The 15255-nt window shown below is 60.6% G+C and carries 14 protein-coding genes; 6 read left to right on the plus strand and 8 right to left on the minus strand.

The window, feature by feature from the left end; genetic code table 11:
* Positions 1-118 precede the first annotated feature (118 nt).
* The 3 genes from rfbA (at position 119) to HMPREF2808_RS10150 (ending at position 2908) form a co-directional block, all read left to right on the plus strand.
* A complete protein-coding gene (gene rfbA / locus HMPREF2808_RS10140) occupies positions 119-985 on the plus strand; it encodes a glucose-1-phosphate thymidylyltransferase RfbA (RefSeq protein ID WP_070521249.1) in 867 nt (288 codons plus the stop codon).
* Between the two features lie 177 nt (positions 986-1162).
* Positions 1163-2032 (plus strand): DsbA family protein, encoded by an 870-nt coding sequence (locus HMPREF2808_RS10145; RefSeq protein ID WP_141752601.1) that lies wholly within the window; start codon positions 1163-1165, stop codon positions 2030-2032.
* Positions 2033-2113: 81 nt separating this feature from the next.
* The gene (locus HMPREF2808_RS10150) at positions 2114-2908 is read left to right on the plus strand and encodes a cytochrome c biogenesis CcdA family protein (RefSeq protein WP_070624590.1); all 795 of its coding nucleotides are present in this window, start codon (positions 2114-2116) and stop codon (positions 2906-2908) included.
* Between the two features lie 28 nt (positions 2909-2936).
* Here HMPREF2808_RS10150 and HMPREF2808_RS10155 read toward each other — a convergent pair whose 3' ends face one another.
* The 3 genes from HMPREF2808_RS10155 to HMPREF2808_RS10165 form a co-directional block, all read right to left on the minus strand.
* Positions 2937-3572, minus strand: coding sequence for an MBL fold metallo-hydrolase (locus HMPREF2808_RS10155; protein WP_070624591.1), 636 nt, complete (start codon positions 3570-3572; stop codon positions 2937-2939).
* A complete protein-coding gene (locus HMPREF2808_RS10160; RefSeq protein ID WP_070521258.1) occupies positions 3573-4724 on the minus strand; it encodes an S-(hydroxymethyl)mycothiol dehydrogenase in 1152 nt (383 codons plus the stop codon).
* Positions 4725-4791: 67 nt separating this feature from the next.
* Positions 4792-5607: a GDSL-type esterase/lipase family protein gene (locus HMPREF2808_RS10165; protein WP_070624592.1), complete on the minus strand. Its 816-nt coding sequence runs from the start codon at positions 5605-5607 to the stop codon at positions 4792-4794.
* A 169-nt stretch (positions 5608-5776) separates the two neighbouring features.
* On the opposite strand from HMPREF2808_RS10165, the gene HMPREF2808_RS10170 reads away from it, so the two are divergent.
* Entirely contained in the window at positions 5777-7435 is a 1659-nt protein-coding gene (locus HMPREF2808_RS10170) for an acyl-CoA synthetase (RefSeq protein ID WP_070624593.1), read from the plus strand.
* Between the two features lie 284 nt (positions 7436-7719).
* The gene (locus HMPREF2808_RS13375; RefSeq protein ID WP_141752602.1) at positions 7720-7926 is read left to right on the plus strand and encodes a hypothetical protein; all 207 of its coding nucleotides are present in this window, start codon (positions 7720-7722) and stop codon (positions 7924-7926) included.
* Positions 7927-7980: 54 nt separating this feature from the next.
* On the opposite strand, the gene HMPREF2808_RS10175 is transcribed toward HMPREF2808_RS13375, so the two are convergent.
* The 5 genes from HMPREF2808_RS10175 to HMPREF2808_RS10195 form a co-directional block, all read right to left on the minus strand.
* Entirely contained in the window at positions 7981-8445 is a 465-nt protein-coding gene (locus HMPREF2808_RS10175) for a hypothetical protein (RefSeq protein ID WP_141752603.1), read from the minus strand.
* Between the two features lie 62 nt (positions 8446-8507).
* Positions 8508-10631 (minus strand): N-acetylglucosamine-specific PTS transporter subunit IIBC, encoded by a 2124-nt coding sequence (gene nagE / locus HMPREF2808_RS10180; protein ID WP_070624594.1) that lies wholly within the window; start codon positions 10629-10631, stop codon positions 8508-8510.
* Positions 10632-10673: 42 nt separating this feature from the next.
* Positions 10674-11453, minus strand: a complete 780-nt coding sequence (gene nagB / locus HMPREF2808_RS10185) for a glucosamine-6-phosphate deaminase (RefSeq protein WP_046647861.1) — start codon at positions 11451-11453, stop codon at positions 10674-10676.
* 19 nt (positions 11454-11472) lie between these two features.
* Complete coding sequence (locus tag HMPREF2808_RS10190) at positions 11473-12630, minus strand: N-acetylglucosamine-6-phosphate deacetylase (protein ID WP_070596387.1); 1158 nt, start codon at positions 12628-12630, stop codon at positions 11473-11475.
* Positions 12631-12807: 177 nt separating this feature from the next.
* Entirely contained in the window at positions 12808-13686 is an 879-nt protein-coding gene (locus HMPREF2808_RS10195; protein WP_070624597.1) for an alpha/beta hydrolase family protein, read from the minus strand.
* 246 nt (positions 13687-13932) lie between these two features.
* Between HMPREF2808_RS10195 and HMPREF2808_RS10200 the strand changes: the two genes are divergently transcribed.
* A complete protein-coding gene (locus HMPREF2808_RS10200; RefSeq protein WP_046647863.1) occupies positions 13933-15171 on the plus strand; it encodes an MFS transporter in 1239 nt (412 codons plus the stop codon).
* The last annotated feature ends 84 nt before the right edge of the window (positions 15172-15255 follow it).

Genomic DNA, 15255 nt, shown 5'->3' on the forward strand with positions numbered 1-15255 from the left:
ACACTCAACATAACACTTAACTTCCCACGTGTTATGTTATGTGGGAAGTTAAGTGTTATGCTCGCCAGCCCGCGCCGCCACACCCCAGCGCGAGACCCCTCCGATAAGCTTAAAGCCCATGAAGGGCATCATTCTCGCAGGCGGTTCTGGAACCCGCCTCTACCCCATCACCAAGGGCATCTCGAAGCAGCTCATGCCCATCTATGACAAGCCGATGGTCTACTATCCCTTGACCACCCTGATCCAGGCCGGCATACGCGAGATCCTCATCATCACCACTCCAGAAGACCAGGCCGCCTTCCAACGCCTGCTTGGCGACGGCTCCCAGCTCGGCCTCATGCTGCACTATGCGGTGCAGCCGCGCCCCGAAGGCTTGGCCCAGGCCTTCCTCATCGCCGAAGACTTCATCGCCGAGGATGACGTGGCCCTTGTCCTGGGTGACAACATCTTTGACGGCCACGGCTTCTCCACCGCGCTGAACGAATGCCACCGCCCAGACGGCGGCATCATCTTTGCCTACGAGGTCTCCGATCCGCAGCGCTATGGCGTTGTGGACTTTGATGACTCCGGTCAAGCCCTGTCCATCGAGGAAAAGCCCGCCGCGCCCAAGTCCAACCACGCTGTGGTGGGCTTGTACTTCTATGACAATTCCGTGGTGGAGATTGCCAAGTCCATCACCCCCAGCGCGCGCGGGGAACTAGAGATCACCGCCGTCAATGAGGAGTACCTGCGCCGCGGGCGGCTGCGCGTCAAGCGCATGCAGCGCGGTGATGTCTGGCTAGATACCGGCACGGTGGACTCCATGAGTGAGGCTTCGGCCTACGTCGAGGTGATGCAGAAGCGTACCGGCACCGTCATTGGTTCGCCGGAGGTCGCAGCCTTTGCGGAAGGCTTCATCGATGCCGCGGCGCTCACGGAGCTGGCAGAGCCCCTCCTGAAGTCCGGCTATGGCCGTTATCTTCTCGCCGCTGCCCAAGAGGGCTGAGACCGAGGTACATATCGATCAAATAAGGTCCGAAAACCAACGGGATCTGAGGCCTTATTTGATCGATCCGTACGTGTTTAAGCCTCCCCGCCTAGTTTCAGGACGTCCTTAAGCATCCCCCGCCCTGTGACAGGAGCCGCCTCACCCAAACGGGCCTAAACGCGTTAAGGTAATCGCATGCCTAGTTCATCCTCTCGCCCCACCAGTGATTCGAAGAAATCAGCGCTATCCACCATCAGCCCCGTGGCATGGGGATTGTTGGTGATCGTTGTTATTTTGGCCGTCATCATTGGCTTCCTGCTTGCAGAGCGCACCTCTTCCGGCGATGAAAGCACTCCCGCAGCGCAGGAGACCGCAACGAGCACGGCGACTGCCGAAGACCTGGCGAAAGATGCCGCCAAGGCCACGCCCGGCACGAAGTTTTCCGATGGGAAGGGGGACCCGATGATGTTCGGGCCCGGCGGTGATACCAAGAGCGGCGATATCACGGTGGTGCACCGCAAAAAGGAGAACGATCCTTTCGCCGTGGGTGCGGTGGATGCGCCCGTGGTGATTTCGGAGTTCTCCGATTTCGAGTGCCCGTTCTGCTCCCGCCACGCCAATGTCACCGAGCCGGATATCCTTAAGAAGTACGTGGAAAAGGGCCTGGTGCGCATCGAGTGGAATGACTACCCCGTGAACGGCCCCGCCGCCATCGAGGCCGCCAAGGCTGGGCGCGCGGCCGCGGCGCAAGGCAAATTCCAGGAGTTCAAGCACGAGCTCTATGCCGCCAGCAAGGATATCGACGGCCACCCGGAATTCGGCATCGAGGACTTCATGAAGTTTGCCAAGAAAGCGGGCGTTGCGGACCTGGATAAGTTCCGGAAGCAAGCCACGGATGATACCTACACTGAGGTCGTCGAGACAGCCACCCGCTACGCCTCGCAGATCGGTATCACGGGCACCCCGGCCTTCGTGGTGGGGGATCAGTTCGTCGGTGGTGCGCAGCCGCCCGAGGCTTTTGAGCAGATCATCCAGGAGCAGCTGGGAAAGGCGGCCAATGCCTAAACCACCGCTGATCGTGTGGGTCTTCATCGCGCTGGTTATCTTGACCGCCTTATTGGGCGGTTATGCAGTGGGGGTAAGCCTGTGAGCATCGGAATCTTTGGCGCCGTCATCGCCGGCGTGCTGACCTTGATCAGCCCCTGTTCAGCGCTGTTGGTACCGGCCTTCTTTGCCTATGCCTTCGATTCGCAGCGCCAGCTGCTGTTCAAGACTTTGGTCTTCTTTTTGGGCCTGTGCACCACACTCGTACCCATCGGCATGGGCTTGGCCGCCGTGCTGGCGCAATATCGTAGCCAGGTCATTACGGTGGCGGGCTGGATCATCATCGCTCTGGGAATATTTACCGCCCTGGGCGGTGGTTTCCGCATTCCCGGCATGGATGCCCTGTCCGGCAAAGCACGGGGCAAGGTATTTCTGCTCGGCGCGGTTTATGGCTTCGCCGGCTTTTGCGCGGGCCCTCTTTTGGGCGCTGTCCTCACCACGGCCGCCGCATCCGGCAGCGCGCTCTACGGCGGGCTCATCATGGTGGCCTATGCCGCGGGCATGGCCGCACCGCTCTTTGTGCTGGCCGCGCTGTGGGAGCGCCTCGATGTGGGTTCGTGGTCGTCGCTTCGCGGACGCGAAGTCACTCTGGGCCCCGTGCGCACGAATACCCTCTCCCTCGTATCGGGCGCATTCTTCGTGCTCATCGGCGTGCTGTTCATTGTGAGCTACGGCAGCGCAACCCTGCCCGCGGTCTTAAGCACGGATACGCAGTTCGCAGTGCAAGAAAAAGCCCGCGCTTTCAGCGCGGGCGTGGCGGATGCGTGGGTCTGGTTCGGACTTTCACTCGCCGCCACGGTGGTGGCAGGAGTAAAGGCCGCCCGCACGCCGGCCTAGAGCTAAGCTCTAGGCCAAGGTTTAAGAGTTAGTAGCCGCGCGCGACGTACTCATCGATGCGCGCTGCCTCAGCACCAATAGTGGTCTCATCGCCGTGGCCCGGCAGGACGCGGGTCTCCGGCGGGAGGTTCAACACGCGATTGCGCAGGGACTCGATGATGACGTCGAAGTCGGAGTACTTTCGGCCGGTGGCGCCGGGCCCGCCGTTGAAGAGAGTATCGCCCGACAGAAGCGTGGCCTCATCCGCGATGTAGAGCACCACGCATCCCGGCGAGTGGCCCGGCGTGTGGAAGACCACGAAGTCGCTATCGCCCACGGTAAAGAGCTGGTTATCCTCCAGCGGAACGAAGGTCGCGTCCTCGTGTGTTTCCTCCCACAGGGGGCGGTCATCCGGGTACAGGTAGATGGACACATCGAAGTGCTCAGCCACCTGGGGAGCGAGCTCGCAGTGGTCGTTGTGTGCGTGGGTGAGGATCACTCCCTTGACCGTGCGCTGGCCCACCTCTTCGATGACGCGCTCCGCGTCGTGGGAAGGGTCGATGATGTAGCACTCGGCGTCGCTAGTCGCGCTACCTGCGGCCAGAATGTAGACGTTATTGTCCACGTCCCACTCGCCGCCGTCGAGGCGGAACTTTCCTGAAGTTACAAACTGTTCAATGATCATTTACAGCTCCACTACGGATCGAAGTACCTTGCCGGCCTTCATGGTAGCGAAGGCCTCTTCCACGTCGTCGAGACCAATGCGCTCGGTCACGAAATCCTTGAGCGGGAAGCGGCCCTGCAAGGAGAGGTCGACGTACATGGGGAAGTCACGCTCCGGCAGGCAATCGCCATACCAGGAGGACTTGAGTGAACCGCCGCGGCCGAAGAAGTCGATGGCCGGGACGTCGAAGCGGCTGGTGAGGTTCGGCACGCCCACCATGACCATGCGGCCGGCCAGGTCGCGGGAGTAGAAGGCCTGGCGGGTGGTAACGGGAATACCCACGGCATCAATGGCTACGTCGGTGCCGAAGCCCTCGGTGAGCTCGCGGACGGCCTCGATGACCTCTTCTTCGGACTTGTCCTTCGCCGCAACCGTGTGGGTAGCGCCGAACTTCTTAGCCAGCTCCAGCTTGTCCGGGTCCAGGTCCACGGCGATGACCTTGGAGGCACCAGCCAACGCCGCGCCGGCGATGGCCGCCATGCCCACGCCACCGCAGCCGAAGACCGCGACGGACTCGCCGCGCTTGACGTCCGCGGTATTCACCGCAGCGCCCAAACCGGCCATCACGCCACAGCCCAGCAGGCCCGCGGCGGCCGGATCCGCCTCCGGGTTGACCTTGGTGCACTGGCCTTCGTGGACCAGGGTCTTCTCGGCGAAGGAGCCGATGCCGAGCGCCGGGCTGAGCTCAGTGCCGGCATCCTTATCCCCGTCCGCGAGCGTCATCTTCGCGGAGGCGTTGTGGGTGTTGAAGCAGTACTTCGGCTCGCCCTTCTTGCAAGCGCGGCACTCGCCGCACACCGCGCGCCAGTTCAGGACCACGAAGTCCCCGACCTCAACGTGGGTGACGGCATCGCCCACGCGCTCGACGACGCCCGCAGCCTCGTGCCCGAGCAGGAAGGGGAAGGCATCCTCAATATCGCCATCGCGGTAAGCCAGGTCGGTGTGGCAGACACCGCAGGCCTGGATCTTGACCACGACATCGTGCTCGCCCGGGGCGGGCACGACGATGTTGACGGTCTCGACGGGCTCGCCCTTCGCGCGCGCAATCACGCCGCGGACAACCTCCGCGCCTTGCTGGGAGTTATTTTCATTTACGTTTTCATTAACAGTCATGCTCGCGAGGGTACGCGAAAGGCCCGGGCGGCGTCGCCCGGGCCTGAAAAGTCAGAAGAACGCGTTTCTAGAAGCTCGCGAGGTGGTTGGCCACAAACTCATGACCGCGAGCATTGATGTGCAGCGGTAGGTTACCCGGACCCGCAGAGAAGTCCACCAGACCCGCCCACAGACGCTTGTTGGCATCGGCACACATACCGCGATCCCAGGTCATCGGCTTCATGTCCACGAACTCAGTTCCGGTAGCGCGCGCCAGGTCCACCTGCATCCACTGCGCGACGTTTTCATAGCGCTGCACCATCGGCAGGGCCGTGGCGTCGGCCGGCTTCGGACCAAAGTGGAGGAGGCAGTAGCGGTCGCCCGAACCGATGGTCGGGTAGCCCACAATCTGAATGCGGGCGTTGGGGGCCGCCGCGCGGATCTTGTGAATCAGCGGCGCGTTGGCACCGACCCAGCGGGCGCGCAGGTCACCGTCGGAAAGCCCGGCGTTGTTGTACGTATCGTTGAAACCGCTAGAGAAGAGCACGCGCTGCGTATCCCCGCTGAGCGCGCCGTGGCGAATGGCATCGTCGATCTGCGCGTTCACCTGCGGGCCCTGGGACATGGACACAGCACCAGAGCAGGAGAAGTCCGCCACCGGCATACCCAGCTTGGCGGCGGTGCGCTTGGCGTAGTTATTGCCAGACGGGCAGTTCAGGCTCGGGTTGCGCTGAGAAGAGCCCACCCGAGAGGCCAGGTAGGTATCAAGTTGCGGATCCGCCAGCACGGAATCACCAAAGGCGACGAGGTTTCGCTCGCCGGCAACTGCCTGCGGAGCTTGGGACAGGCCTACCGCCACGAGGAGGGAGGCGCAGAGAGCAGCGATGCGCTGAGTAGACTTCACGTGACTAATGTCCTTCCGAAAGAGTATGTTCTAGACCGAAACCATAATAGACTACGTTGACGGTCTAAGCTTATGTAACAATAGCAACACCTTTAACAGTTTGTAGTTTTAATTGTGGCGAGTCCGCCGTCTCCGTAACCTCTTCTCCCCTCCCCTCGATGAGAACCTTATGAAGCTTTCTGATGTAACCTTCCACGCCGCTGCCCTCGCGCGCTTTATCCCTTCGCTCTTCCGCGCCGGCCTCATTAGCCCCGCCGGCGGGCCACGGGCGGTGGCCCTGACCGCGCCGGTCCTCGCGCGTTACCGCTTCACCACCGCCCGCGAAGTAGAGCAGGCATACATGACCTGCCCGGAACGCTTGGCGCTTATCGACGACGACGGGGCCCTCACCTACCGCCAGCTGCGCGAAGAATCCCAGACCTTCGCGCGCTGGCTGCTGTCATTGGGGCTGGAGGAGATTCGCCTCGGCGTGATGGCCCGCAATGGCCGCGGCATCATCACCCCGCTGGCCGCCAAGGGTTATGCGGGGGCACACATCTTTTTGCTCAACGTCGGTTCCTCCCCCGAGCAGCTTGCCGGGTGCATTGAGGAGAACCGCATCAACGTGCTCGTTATCGATGATGAATTCATCGACCGCCTCGACAGCTCAAGCACCATTGCTGGCCTGCACGTGGTGATTGGCCACGAGTCCGGTAAAGAGATTCCCACCGAGCTGGCGCAGGCGGCAACGCTGCGCAAGATCGTGGAGAATCCGCGGGACGTCGAGAAGCACAAGCTTCCGACCTGGCCCAAGCACGGGCATATCGTGCTGATGTCCTCCGGCACCACGGGCATTCCTAAGGGAATCATGCGCCCGGAGCCAACGCTGCCGGTAGTGGTTGCCTCCATCGTGGATGCGGTGCCGTGGCGCGGGGACCAAAAGGTGCAGATGACCGCCTCCATCTTCCACACGTGGGGCTGGGCCTGCCTTAACATCGCTCTGGGCCTGCGCAATACCATCGTCACCCGCCGCGTCTTTGACCCGGCGGCCGCGCTCGATGACATCCAGCGCTACCAGCTCGATGGCCTGCTCTCCTCCCCCGTCTTCTTCCGCCAGATGGTTGAGGTTGACCCGGATTCGGCCTTTGATACCTCGAGCTTGAAGTTCATTGCCTCCGCCGGGCATGCGCTCACCCCGGAGATCGTCAAAGAAACCCACGAGCGCTTCGGCCCAATTCTCTGCAATGTCTATGGCTCCACGGAGCTAGCGCTGGCATCGACGGCCAGCATGGAAGAGGTGGCCAAGGATCCCACCATCGGCGGCAAGATTGCCTCCGGTACAAAGCTGCGCATCCTCGATGAGGAGGGCAACGAGGTTCCGCGCGGCGAGGTCGGTGAGATCTACCTGACCAACTCCACCGCGCTCATTGGCTATACCAACCCAAATATCCCGCTCAACAAGGTTGATGGTCTCATCTCCATCGGGGACTTGGGCTATATCGACCCCGAGGGCTACCTGCATGTGGTGGGCCGCGCGGATGACATGATCATCGTCGGCGGTGAGAACGTGCACCCACAGTCGGTGACGGAGGTGCTCGAGACCATGCCGGGCATCGCGGAGGTGCATGCCGGCGGCGTGGAGGATGAGACCACTTTCCAGCGCATCGCCGTGTGGGCGGTGACTACGCGGGACGCCCTAGGCAACGCCGTGACTGCCGACGCCATCCGCGCCTGGGTCCGCGAGAACCTCGCCGACCACTCCGTGCCGCGCGATGTCCACTTCTTGGACAAGCTGCCGCGCAATGCCACGGGCAAGGTGGTGCCGCGCCTGTTGCACGGCACCGACTAGCCCACGTCTATTCCTCTCAAGACATAGAACCCTCCGAGCCACAACTGCCCGAGTTGCCAAAACCAACCTTGTTTCATGTGGCGGTTTCAAGTGGTGGATGCATCACTTGAATAGTTCTTTTACAAAAAGGGGGCCGAGCTGCAGCAGCTGCGCTTGTTGCTCTAGGGGCCGTTTCGGTTGCAGTACCGTCTGCTTCGGCAGCCACCGTCACAGCTCAATGCCAGGTCATCAAAATTGGACTAGGGGGAGATATAGTCGGTCACGTATATGGCAATGCGTCAACATTGAATGACACCAAGAAAGATGCTAATAAATACGTTCCCAAAGGGCATTACAAGCGCCATTGCAGAGGGGTCGGCCAACATCCTTCTGATACTTTCCGGGAGGGGGAGGAGGATTTAGAGGAGGCAGCTTTTAATCACATCATCGGCGACGAAAAGGAAACTTATCGAGAAAGATTCAATATCAACGATTTCTCGCAATTTCCCTAGCCAGCCCTTTCCTTATTTATTACCCGGCGCTCCGCATAAGTGGAGCGCCTCACTCTATTTACCTGTAGAAACCGGCGAAGAAATAAGCTCCCTTACTCCAACACTACTAGGGAAAACATCAGCCTTTGCATATTCCTCATCCATTAGAAAAAATGACGCTAAAGGGGCCTCGGCCTTTGTAAAAAGCTCTTGTTCAGCAGAAACGATTGCCTCGCAAAGGTATAACCGTAAACTCTCAAAATCCTCGTTGGGCCTTTCAACCCTGAACTGAGTAATGAGATCTTTTTTCATCTCTTCGGAATCCACTTCAACTGGTTCGGAGCAAATAAAAAGTACGTCGACTCCAGGCAGGAGCGCTGCTTTACGCACTACTTGCGAATACGTTTTATATGCCGATTCCAGAACACACTGATCGGCCACGAAAAAAGTATCTAAAGCAAAAAATATACGCATTGTAATGCTTTCCAAAAAGATAAAGCTTGTCAACTCGCCTGCGATGTGGAGCGAAGGTTTTGGCAACTAGGGCAGTTTTGGTGTCTGGGCTTTAGTCCCGCCGGCCCCTGAGGTGGGCCGGGGGCAGATTAGCTGCTGCGCTTGATGGTTGCTGCAACCTCGCTTGGCTGGGCATGGCCTTCGCGAGCGATGTCGACTCCGGCGACCTGCTTGGCTGTCGGGCACACCACCGGGGTGATGAGGTTGACGCCGCGCTCGCGCAGCTTCTGCGCCTCCACCGCGATGATCGGTGTGCCGGCGGTGACGGTATCGCCCTTCTTAGCCAGGGCGGTGAAACCTTCGCCCTTGAGCTCCACGGTGTCGATGCCGATGTGAATGAGCAGGTCCAGCCCATCCGCGGTCTTCATGCCGAAGGCGTGGCGGGTCTTGAAGACCATGGTGATGGTGCCGTCGACCGGGGCGCAGACGTCGAAGGCATCGACGGCATCGGGCATCACCGCGAAGCCTTCGCCCACCATGCCCTGCGCAAAGGACGCATCCGGGACCTGGGAGAGCGCGACGACGTCTCCGGCGAACGGGGCACGCACGTCCACGTCAGCGGTATTACCGCTGACGCTCTGAGCGGAAGCGGCGCTAGCTCCAGCACCTGCAGCGCTCGCAGCACTCGCCGTGGCCAGGACCGGAGAACCGTGGCGCAACTGGTGGCTGACCTCGTCATACATGAATTGCACGGCCGGGCCCACGATGACCTGGACACTCTTCTCGGAGGGGTGGATGACGCCGGAGACGGCGGCGCGTTTGATCACGGAGTCATCGACAAGCGCGCGCTCCTTTACGCCCACGCGCAGGCGCGTGGTGCAGTAGTCCAGTGAGTCAATGTTGTCCTTGCCGCCGAGGCCCTCGATGATGCGCGCGGCATCACGAGCAGTCTTGTCATCGCCGGTAGCGGAATCCTCCATGGGGTCTGCTACCGCATCATCCTCACCGCGGCCCGGGGTCTTGAGGTTGAGCCAGCCGATGAGGAAGTAGAAGATGACGAAGTAAAGGAAGAAGAAGCCCACGCCCATGACCAGCAGCATGTACCACTTATTAGCCAGCGGGTTCTGCGAGGAGAGCAACATGTCCACGAAACCGGCGGAGAAACCGAAGCCGGCGGTCCACTCCATGGTGGAAGCGATGAAGACGGACAGGCCCATGAGCAGCGCATGCACCACGTAGAGCAGCGGGGCGACGAACATGAAGGAGAACTCCAGCGGCTCAGTCACGCCGGTGAAGAAGGAGGCCAGGGCGCCAGCGGCCATCAGGGAACCAACGACCTTGCGCTTGCTCTTATCCGCGCGCAGGTACATGGCAAGTGCCGCGCCCGGCAGGCCGAACATCATGACCGGGAAGAAGCCCGCCTGGTAGCGGCCGACGACACCCTCGACCGTGCACTGGCCGTTGGCCCAAATGCCCGGGCAATCGGCGGCGGAAGTGGCGGCCGCGGCTGCCTCGATGGTCTTTTGACCGGCCTGGAAGTTGCCGATGTCATTGATACCAATGACATCGAACCAGAAGACGGAGTTCAGCGCGTGGTGCAGGCCAGTCGGGATGAGCAGGCGGTTGGCCACGCCGTAGATGCCGGCGCCCGCCGCGCCCAGGCCCTGGATGGAGGTACCGAAGTTGAAGAGCGCGTTGTAGATGAACGGCCATACGAAGTAGAGGATGCCGGAAATCACTATGGCGATGACGGCGGTAAGAATCGGTACGAGGCGCCGGCCTGAGAAGAAGGCCAGGAAGTCCGGCAGCTTGGTGCCGTGGAAGCGGTTATATACCCAGGCCGCCATGACGCCGGCGAGAATGCCGAAGAGGACGTTGCCGCCGCCCACGGCGTTCCAGCCTTCCGAGGCCCATTCCAGGGCTTCATCGCCGGTCAGCGCGGTGGGGTCTTCGATGTCGCGGTAGCCGGCCACGGCCTCGGGGCCGAGCAGTTTCATAAACGTGGCGAAGGCCAGGAAGCCAGAGAGTGCTGCGGCACCGTTGGAATCCTTGGCCAGGCCGAAGGCAATGGCGATGGCGAAGATCCAGCCCAGGTTGGCCAGGACCGCGTCGCCGGAGCTGATCAGCAGCTGGGCGGCGAGGTTATCCGGGCCAGCCGCGCTGGAAATCCAGTATCCAACGCCACTAAGGATCGCCGCGACGGGCAGCACCGCCACAGCGCCCATGAGGGCTTTTCCGAGCCGCTGCAGCGGCCCCATGACATCGACTTTCATGCGAGGAGTCCTTTCACACTAGTAAGGAATTAGATGGAGTTTTTAGGAAAAGAGTGGGCGGTGCGGACGGTGCTTGTCCGCGAAAACGTAGTACTCGCGGTCCTCCAGCTGGGAGGCGGCGGCTTCATCGAGGATCACCGTGGCACGCTGGTGCCACTGCAGGATCGACGCGGGGCAGTGCGCGGAGAGCGGGCCTTCCACCATGGCGTGGACCGCGCTGGCCTTGTTGCTGCCAGTGGCCAACAAGAGCAGGTGACGGGCCTCACTGATGGTGCCCAATCCTTGGGTCAGCACGTGGCGCGGGACCTCGTCTTCGTTGTCAAAGAAGCGGGCATTGTCCTGCACGGTTTGCGGGTGCAGCGTCTTGATGCGGGTGCGTGATTGCAGGGAGCTCGACGGCTCGTTGAAGCCGACGTGCCCGTTGGCCCCGATGCCCAGCAGCTGGATGTCCACGCCGCCGGCATCACGGATGGCCTTGTCATAGGTGGCCGCGGCGGTGGCGGGGTCATCGGAGTCACCAGCGGGGCTTTTTACCAGGTCATCATCGAAATCCACGTGGCTGGTGAATTCGCGGCGGATGGTGGAATAGTAGGACTGCTCGTGGGTACGCTCCAGCCCGATGTATTCATCGAGCAGGAATGCGCGGCTGCGGGCAAAGCTCACCTCGCCGCGCTCATGGCGCGTAATGAGCTCCTTGTACATTGCTACCGGGGTCGAGCCTGTGGCCAGGCCCAAGGTGGCGCCGGCGTTGGCGTAGTGCGCGAAGATGTCAGCGGCCTCCACGGCCACTTCGGCCGGCGTGGAGCGGATGAGGATTTCCATGAGATGCCTTCCTGTGTGTTTAAGAGAGTGAGATGTCCGCGCCGTCGACGATGACGCGCACCGGTTGGTAGTGAGAGTTAAGGCCAACCAGGTTGGCGCGCGCGCCAACCGCGATGCGGCCTAGATTCGTCTCCCCCAACACGTCGGCTGCCGTGGTGGAGGTAAAACGCACTGCCTCGCCCAGACCGTGGCGCTCGGCGAAGCTGGCGAATTGCTGGGACAAAGTAGAGGTGCCGCCCGCGATGGCGCCGCTGGGCACGCGCGCGACTCCCCCGCTCACGGTGACAGGCAGCGAACCCAGCTCATAGTCACCATCGGCCATGCCGGCCGCCGCCATGGCATCAGTGATGGCGAAGGCGCGGTGACTGTGAGCCATGTCCACGGCGCCGTCGACAAGATGCACACCATCTGCGATGAGCTCGACGGACACATCCCCCGCCTTCGCTGCGGTGAGCAAGGCCGCTACCGGGCCCGGCGCGCGGTGGTGAATAGATGGCATGCCATTAAAGAGGTGCGTTCCGGTCACGGTCAGGCCGAGCTCCTTAGCCTTGGCGATAACGCTCAGCGTGGTGTCGTAATCGGCCTCGGTGTGGCCCAGGCTGGCGATGATGCCATGCTCCGCGCAGACTTCGAGCAGCTTGTCGACGTTCTCCGTTTCCGGCGCGAAGGTAATCGAACGCAGGTGGCCGCGGGCCGCGGCGATGACTGCACGGAAGAAGTCCGGGTCACCGGGCACGATGCGCGATGGGTCCTGTGCGCCGCACTTGGCCGCCGCGATGAAGGGGCCCTCCATGTGGATGCCGGCGATTTCGTCTTCCTCAGCTAGCTGCGCCAAAAGCTCGGCTCGGGAGCACAGCTCTTCTTGCGTGCCGGAGACCAAGCTGGCCAGCAGCGTCGTTGTGCCGTGCGCGCGGTGGAAGCGGGCGGCGGCTAGGCACTGCTCGTAGTCGCCGTTGGGGAATCCCCCGCCGTTGCCACCGTGGTTGTGCAGGTCCACGAAGCCGGGCACCCACAGCAACGCATCCGGGTCCCCGGCGCGCCAGGCGGTCTCGGCTTGGGGGACGTCGCCAAGCACTATGCCCTCAATACTCTCCCCGAACGTGACGGCCCCAGCGCGCAGCTCGAAGTTTTCATCAATATAGAGGCCCTCGACGTGGCCTTTCTCCTTTGTCTGCATGGTTCATTCGGTCCCGCTTGTACGGGCTGACGTGGCGCAGCCCGGTTGACAATTCACTTGAAATTTATCAGGGCTACCAATTTTTGTGAACCACACTTCCTCCTAAGGGGGTGCGTGAGCGCAGGTGACTTTTAGCGCGTTAGGTGCACCGCGTGGAATGTCGAAAGGCCCGGTGAGCTACCAGCCGCGGGTGGCCACTCGGTCCCAAAGCGCGTTGCTCGCTAGCTCACCGGCGCCCGCTGGTGAGGTGCCAACGAACACGTCTCGCGCATCAGGATCATCAGCCAGAATGTAGCGGAACCACGCGGTGGCATAGCCGTCCCCGAACTCTAAAACGTCCTTGTGGTCCGCGCCTAGACGGCGGGCAATGATTGCCGGACCACCAGCTGATTCAAAGCTCTCCTGCAAGTCTGACCACGGGCTGACAAGCCAGCGGTCTGCACGGCCATCGCTCGTCATCAGGAATAGCGGTGCCTCGACGCCCGCGGTGGTGTAGTCCCAGTCATTGGACTTTGCCACTTTGTGGGAGGCCGGGCTCGCCGCATACACAGCTGCTACCTCCGTGTGGGACGCTGCGTTGATAGCGCCCGCACCGCCTTGTGAGTGTCCGAAAACACCGACCCGTGATCGGTCCGCACGAGAATCCAGTTCCGGCAAGCGCTCAATCAAGTGCACGACATTCTCCCCTGTACCTGTGTGGGGAGTCTCATCGCCGACGACCACGAAGCCCCAACTAGCCAGGTGCTCCGCCACGGGCAGGTAGCTGCTCAACGGCGTGTTCGTGCCGTTAGCCATGACCGCCGCCGGAAACGGTCCCGCGCCTGTCGGTGCCGCGATGGTCACGTCGCCATCACGCCGCACGTCGACCTCGTGCGGCCCCTCGCCCGCAAACGACGCTTCCAGCGGGCCACCTGTCTCAGCGCTATATCCGGCAGCCACGCCGTCATCACCGGTCACGCTGTCTGCGTCCACCCACTGCATGAATCCCACAAACCCTACAAACGCCACCACAATCACGGCCACCACGGCAATCATGCCAACCACAAGCTTTTTCATGCTCTGTATTGTGTTTCGCACGAGAGCGAAGGTCACTAGCGCTAGCACTACTTTTTCCTGTACACAGTGCAAGAGCTGCCTCCGCTACGCCCTTGAAATGAGAGACTCACATCATTACCTTGTTGTATGTAATCGTCATCACATATGGGAGAAATAATGCTTACCTCCGAAACGCTTTCCGAAGTAGTCACAGTAGGAGGTTCAGGTCCGTTCAGCGGCCAGGGCAACGAAACAGTTGCAGCCTAAATGCATCCCCCTAGAAACAGTGGTGACGAAGGACTTTCATCTATCTACACCTTGACCGCCACATATTTTTTATTGTCAGTGTGCGGGTCAATGACCAGCCTCTCGATTTCACTCCACTTCGCCGAACTCAACAAAGGCGAACTGTTGGTGGCAAGCATCTTCATCTCGGGTACTTGCGCTCAAGTTTTTGCAGTCCCCTTTCTGGCCCCACTCTTCAACAAATTCAACAGCTATCACATTGCGCTTGCTGCACTCTTCTTAGATCTTCTGGGCCTGTTATCAATGGCAGCCTATCCAGAGCCATTGATCCTCATTGTCGGAAATCTCGTCACCGCATGCTTAAGCGGACTGTCAATTCCATCCATTTTCACCATCGCTGACTCTCAGGTCGGCGAAGGACAGCAGGCGAAAGCCTTCTCCCTCTTGGACACAGCCCGACTTGGCAGTGGATTCCTTGGACCACCTCTAGGTGGATTACTACTGGACCAAAGAAACCTGCAGACTGCGCTCTTCGTTGAAGCTTGCGCCGTTGGAGTCTCGCTACTTGCTTTTTATTTCCTTTATAAATCCTCGCCCCCGAAAACACTGCTTCATTCAGAAACCAAAGATTCTTCACCGAGTTTTCTCCAGAAGGTCCTCGAAGCACCTTCCCTTTTGCTGAAGAATAGAAGCGCTCGGTCCGCGTTAACCAGCATTTGGGGAGCAATTATCTGCACCTCGATTTTCAACGTTTCGCTTGTCTTCTATGCGACACAGACCCTCCACGTCAGCGGTACGTTATATGCCATCATTGCCCAAGCATTTATCGTGGGCCGCATCTTTGGCGCACGGCTTTCAGCTCGCCTTCACTCACAGAACGCTGGGAAAGTCCTGGCCGGGGCAGGATTCGCTATGGGGTGTTTCATAGCTTTACCTGGACTATTTCCCTCATTGTGGCTCTGCATCCCATGTTTCCTCCTGGGCGGAGTCTGCAATGCTGCTCAGGTGGCCGCACTACGCATAATCGTTGTCGGATCCGTACCTGATGAAGTGAAACCCAAAGCCCTTTCTACGATGGGTTCAATTAACAGCTCCGCAATGCTTATTGGATACATCATCGGGGCACCTGTTGTAAGTGCCATCGGCCCAGCTGCGGCCCTTGTCGTATCAGGGTTTGGCACCTCTATCCTCACTCTGGGGCCAATTCTGAAGACCACCATGTACGGTGCCTCCGGTGACCAAGACTACGACAACAAATAGCATTCAATTCTGTAGTAAATCTACTGTCAGATGCGAGTTTTTGGTACCGGTGTGTTCAGAAGACTGAAATGGTAGCGGTGTGGT

Source organism: Corynebacterium sp. HMSC078A10 (genome assembly GCF_001811565.1).
GTDB classification, from domain to species: Bacteria; Actinomycetota; Actinomycetes; order Mycobacteriales; family Mycobacteriaceae; genus Corynebacterium; species Corynebacterium hesseae.

Coding starts and splice junctions, on each gene's coding strand:
- nagE (WP_070624594.1), bottom strand. CDS start 10,631: ATGAAAGTCGATGTCATGGGGCCGCTGCAGCGGCTCGGAAAAGCCCTC.
- HMPREF2808_RS10195 (WP_070624597.1), bottom strand. CDS start 13,686: ATGAAAAAGCTTGTGGTTGGCATGATTGCCGTGGTGGCCGTGATTGTG.
- HMPREF2808_RS10160 (WP_070521258.1), bottom strand. CDS start 4,724: ATGACTGTTAATGAAAACGTAAATGAAAATAACTCCCAGCAAGGCGCG.
- HMPREF2808_RS10155 (WP_070624591.1), bottom strand. CDS start 3,572: ATGATCATTGAACAGTTTGTAACTTCAGGAAAGTTCCGCCTCGACGGC.
- HMPREF2808_RS10170 (WP_070624593.1), top strand. CDS start 5,777: ATGAAGCTTTCTGATGTAACCTTCCACGCCGCTGCCCTCGCGCGCTTT.
- nagB (WP_046647861.1), bottom strand. CDS start 11,453: ATGGAAATCCTCATCCGCTCCACGCCGGCCGAAGTGGCCGTGGAGGCC.
- HMPREF2808_RS10190 (WP_070596387.1), bottom strand. CDS start 12,630: ATGCAGACAAAGGAGAAAGGCCACGTCGAGGGCCTCTATATTGATGAA.
- rfbA (WP_070521249.1), top strand. CDS start 119: ATGAAGGGCATCATTCTCGCAGGCGGTTCTGGAACCCGCCTCTACCCC.
- HMPREF2808_RS10200 (WP_046647863.1), top strand. CDS start 13,933: ATGCATCCCCCTAGAAACAGTGGTGACGAAGGACTTTCATCTATCTAC.
- HMPREF2808_RS10145 (WP_141752601.1), top strand. CDS start 1,163: ATGCCTAGTTCATCCTCTCGCCCCACCAGTGATTCGAAGAAATCAGCG.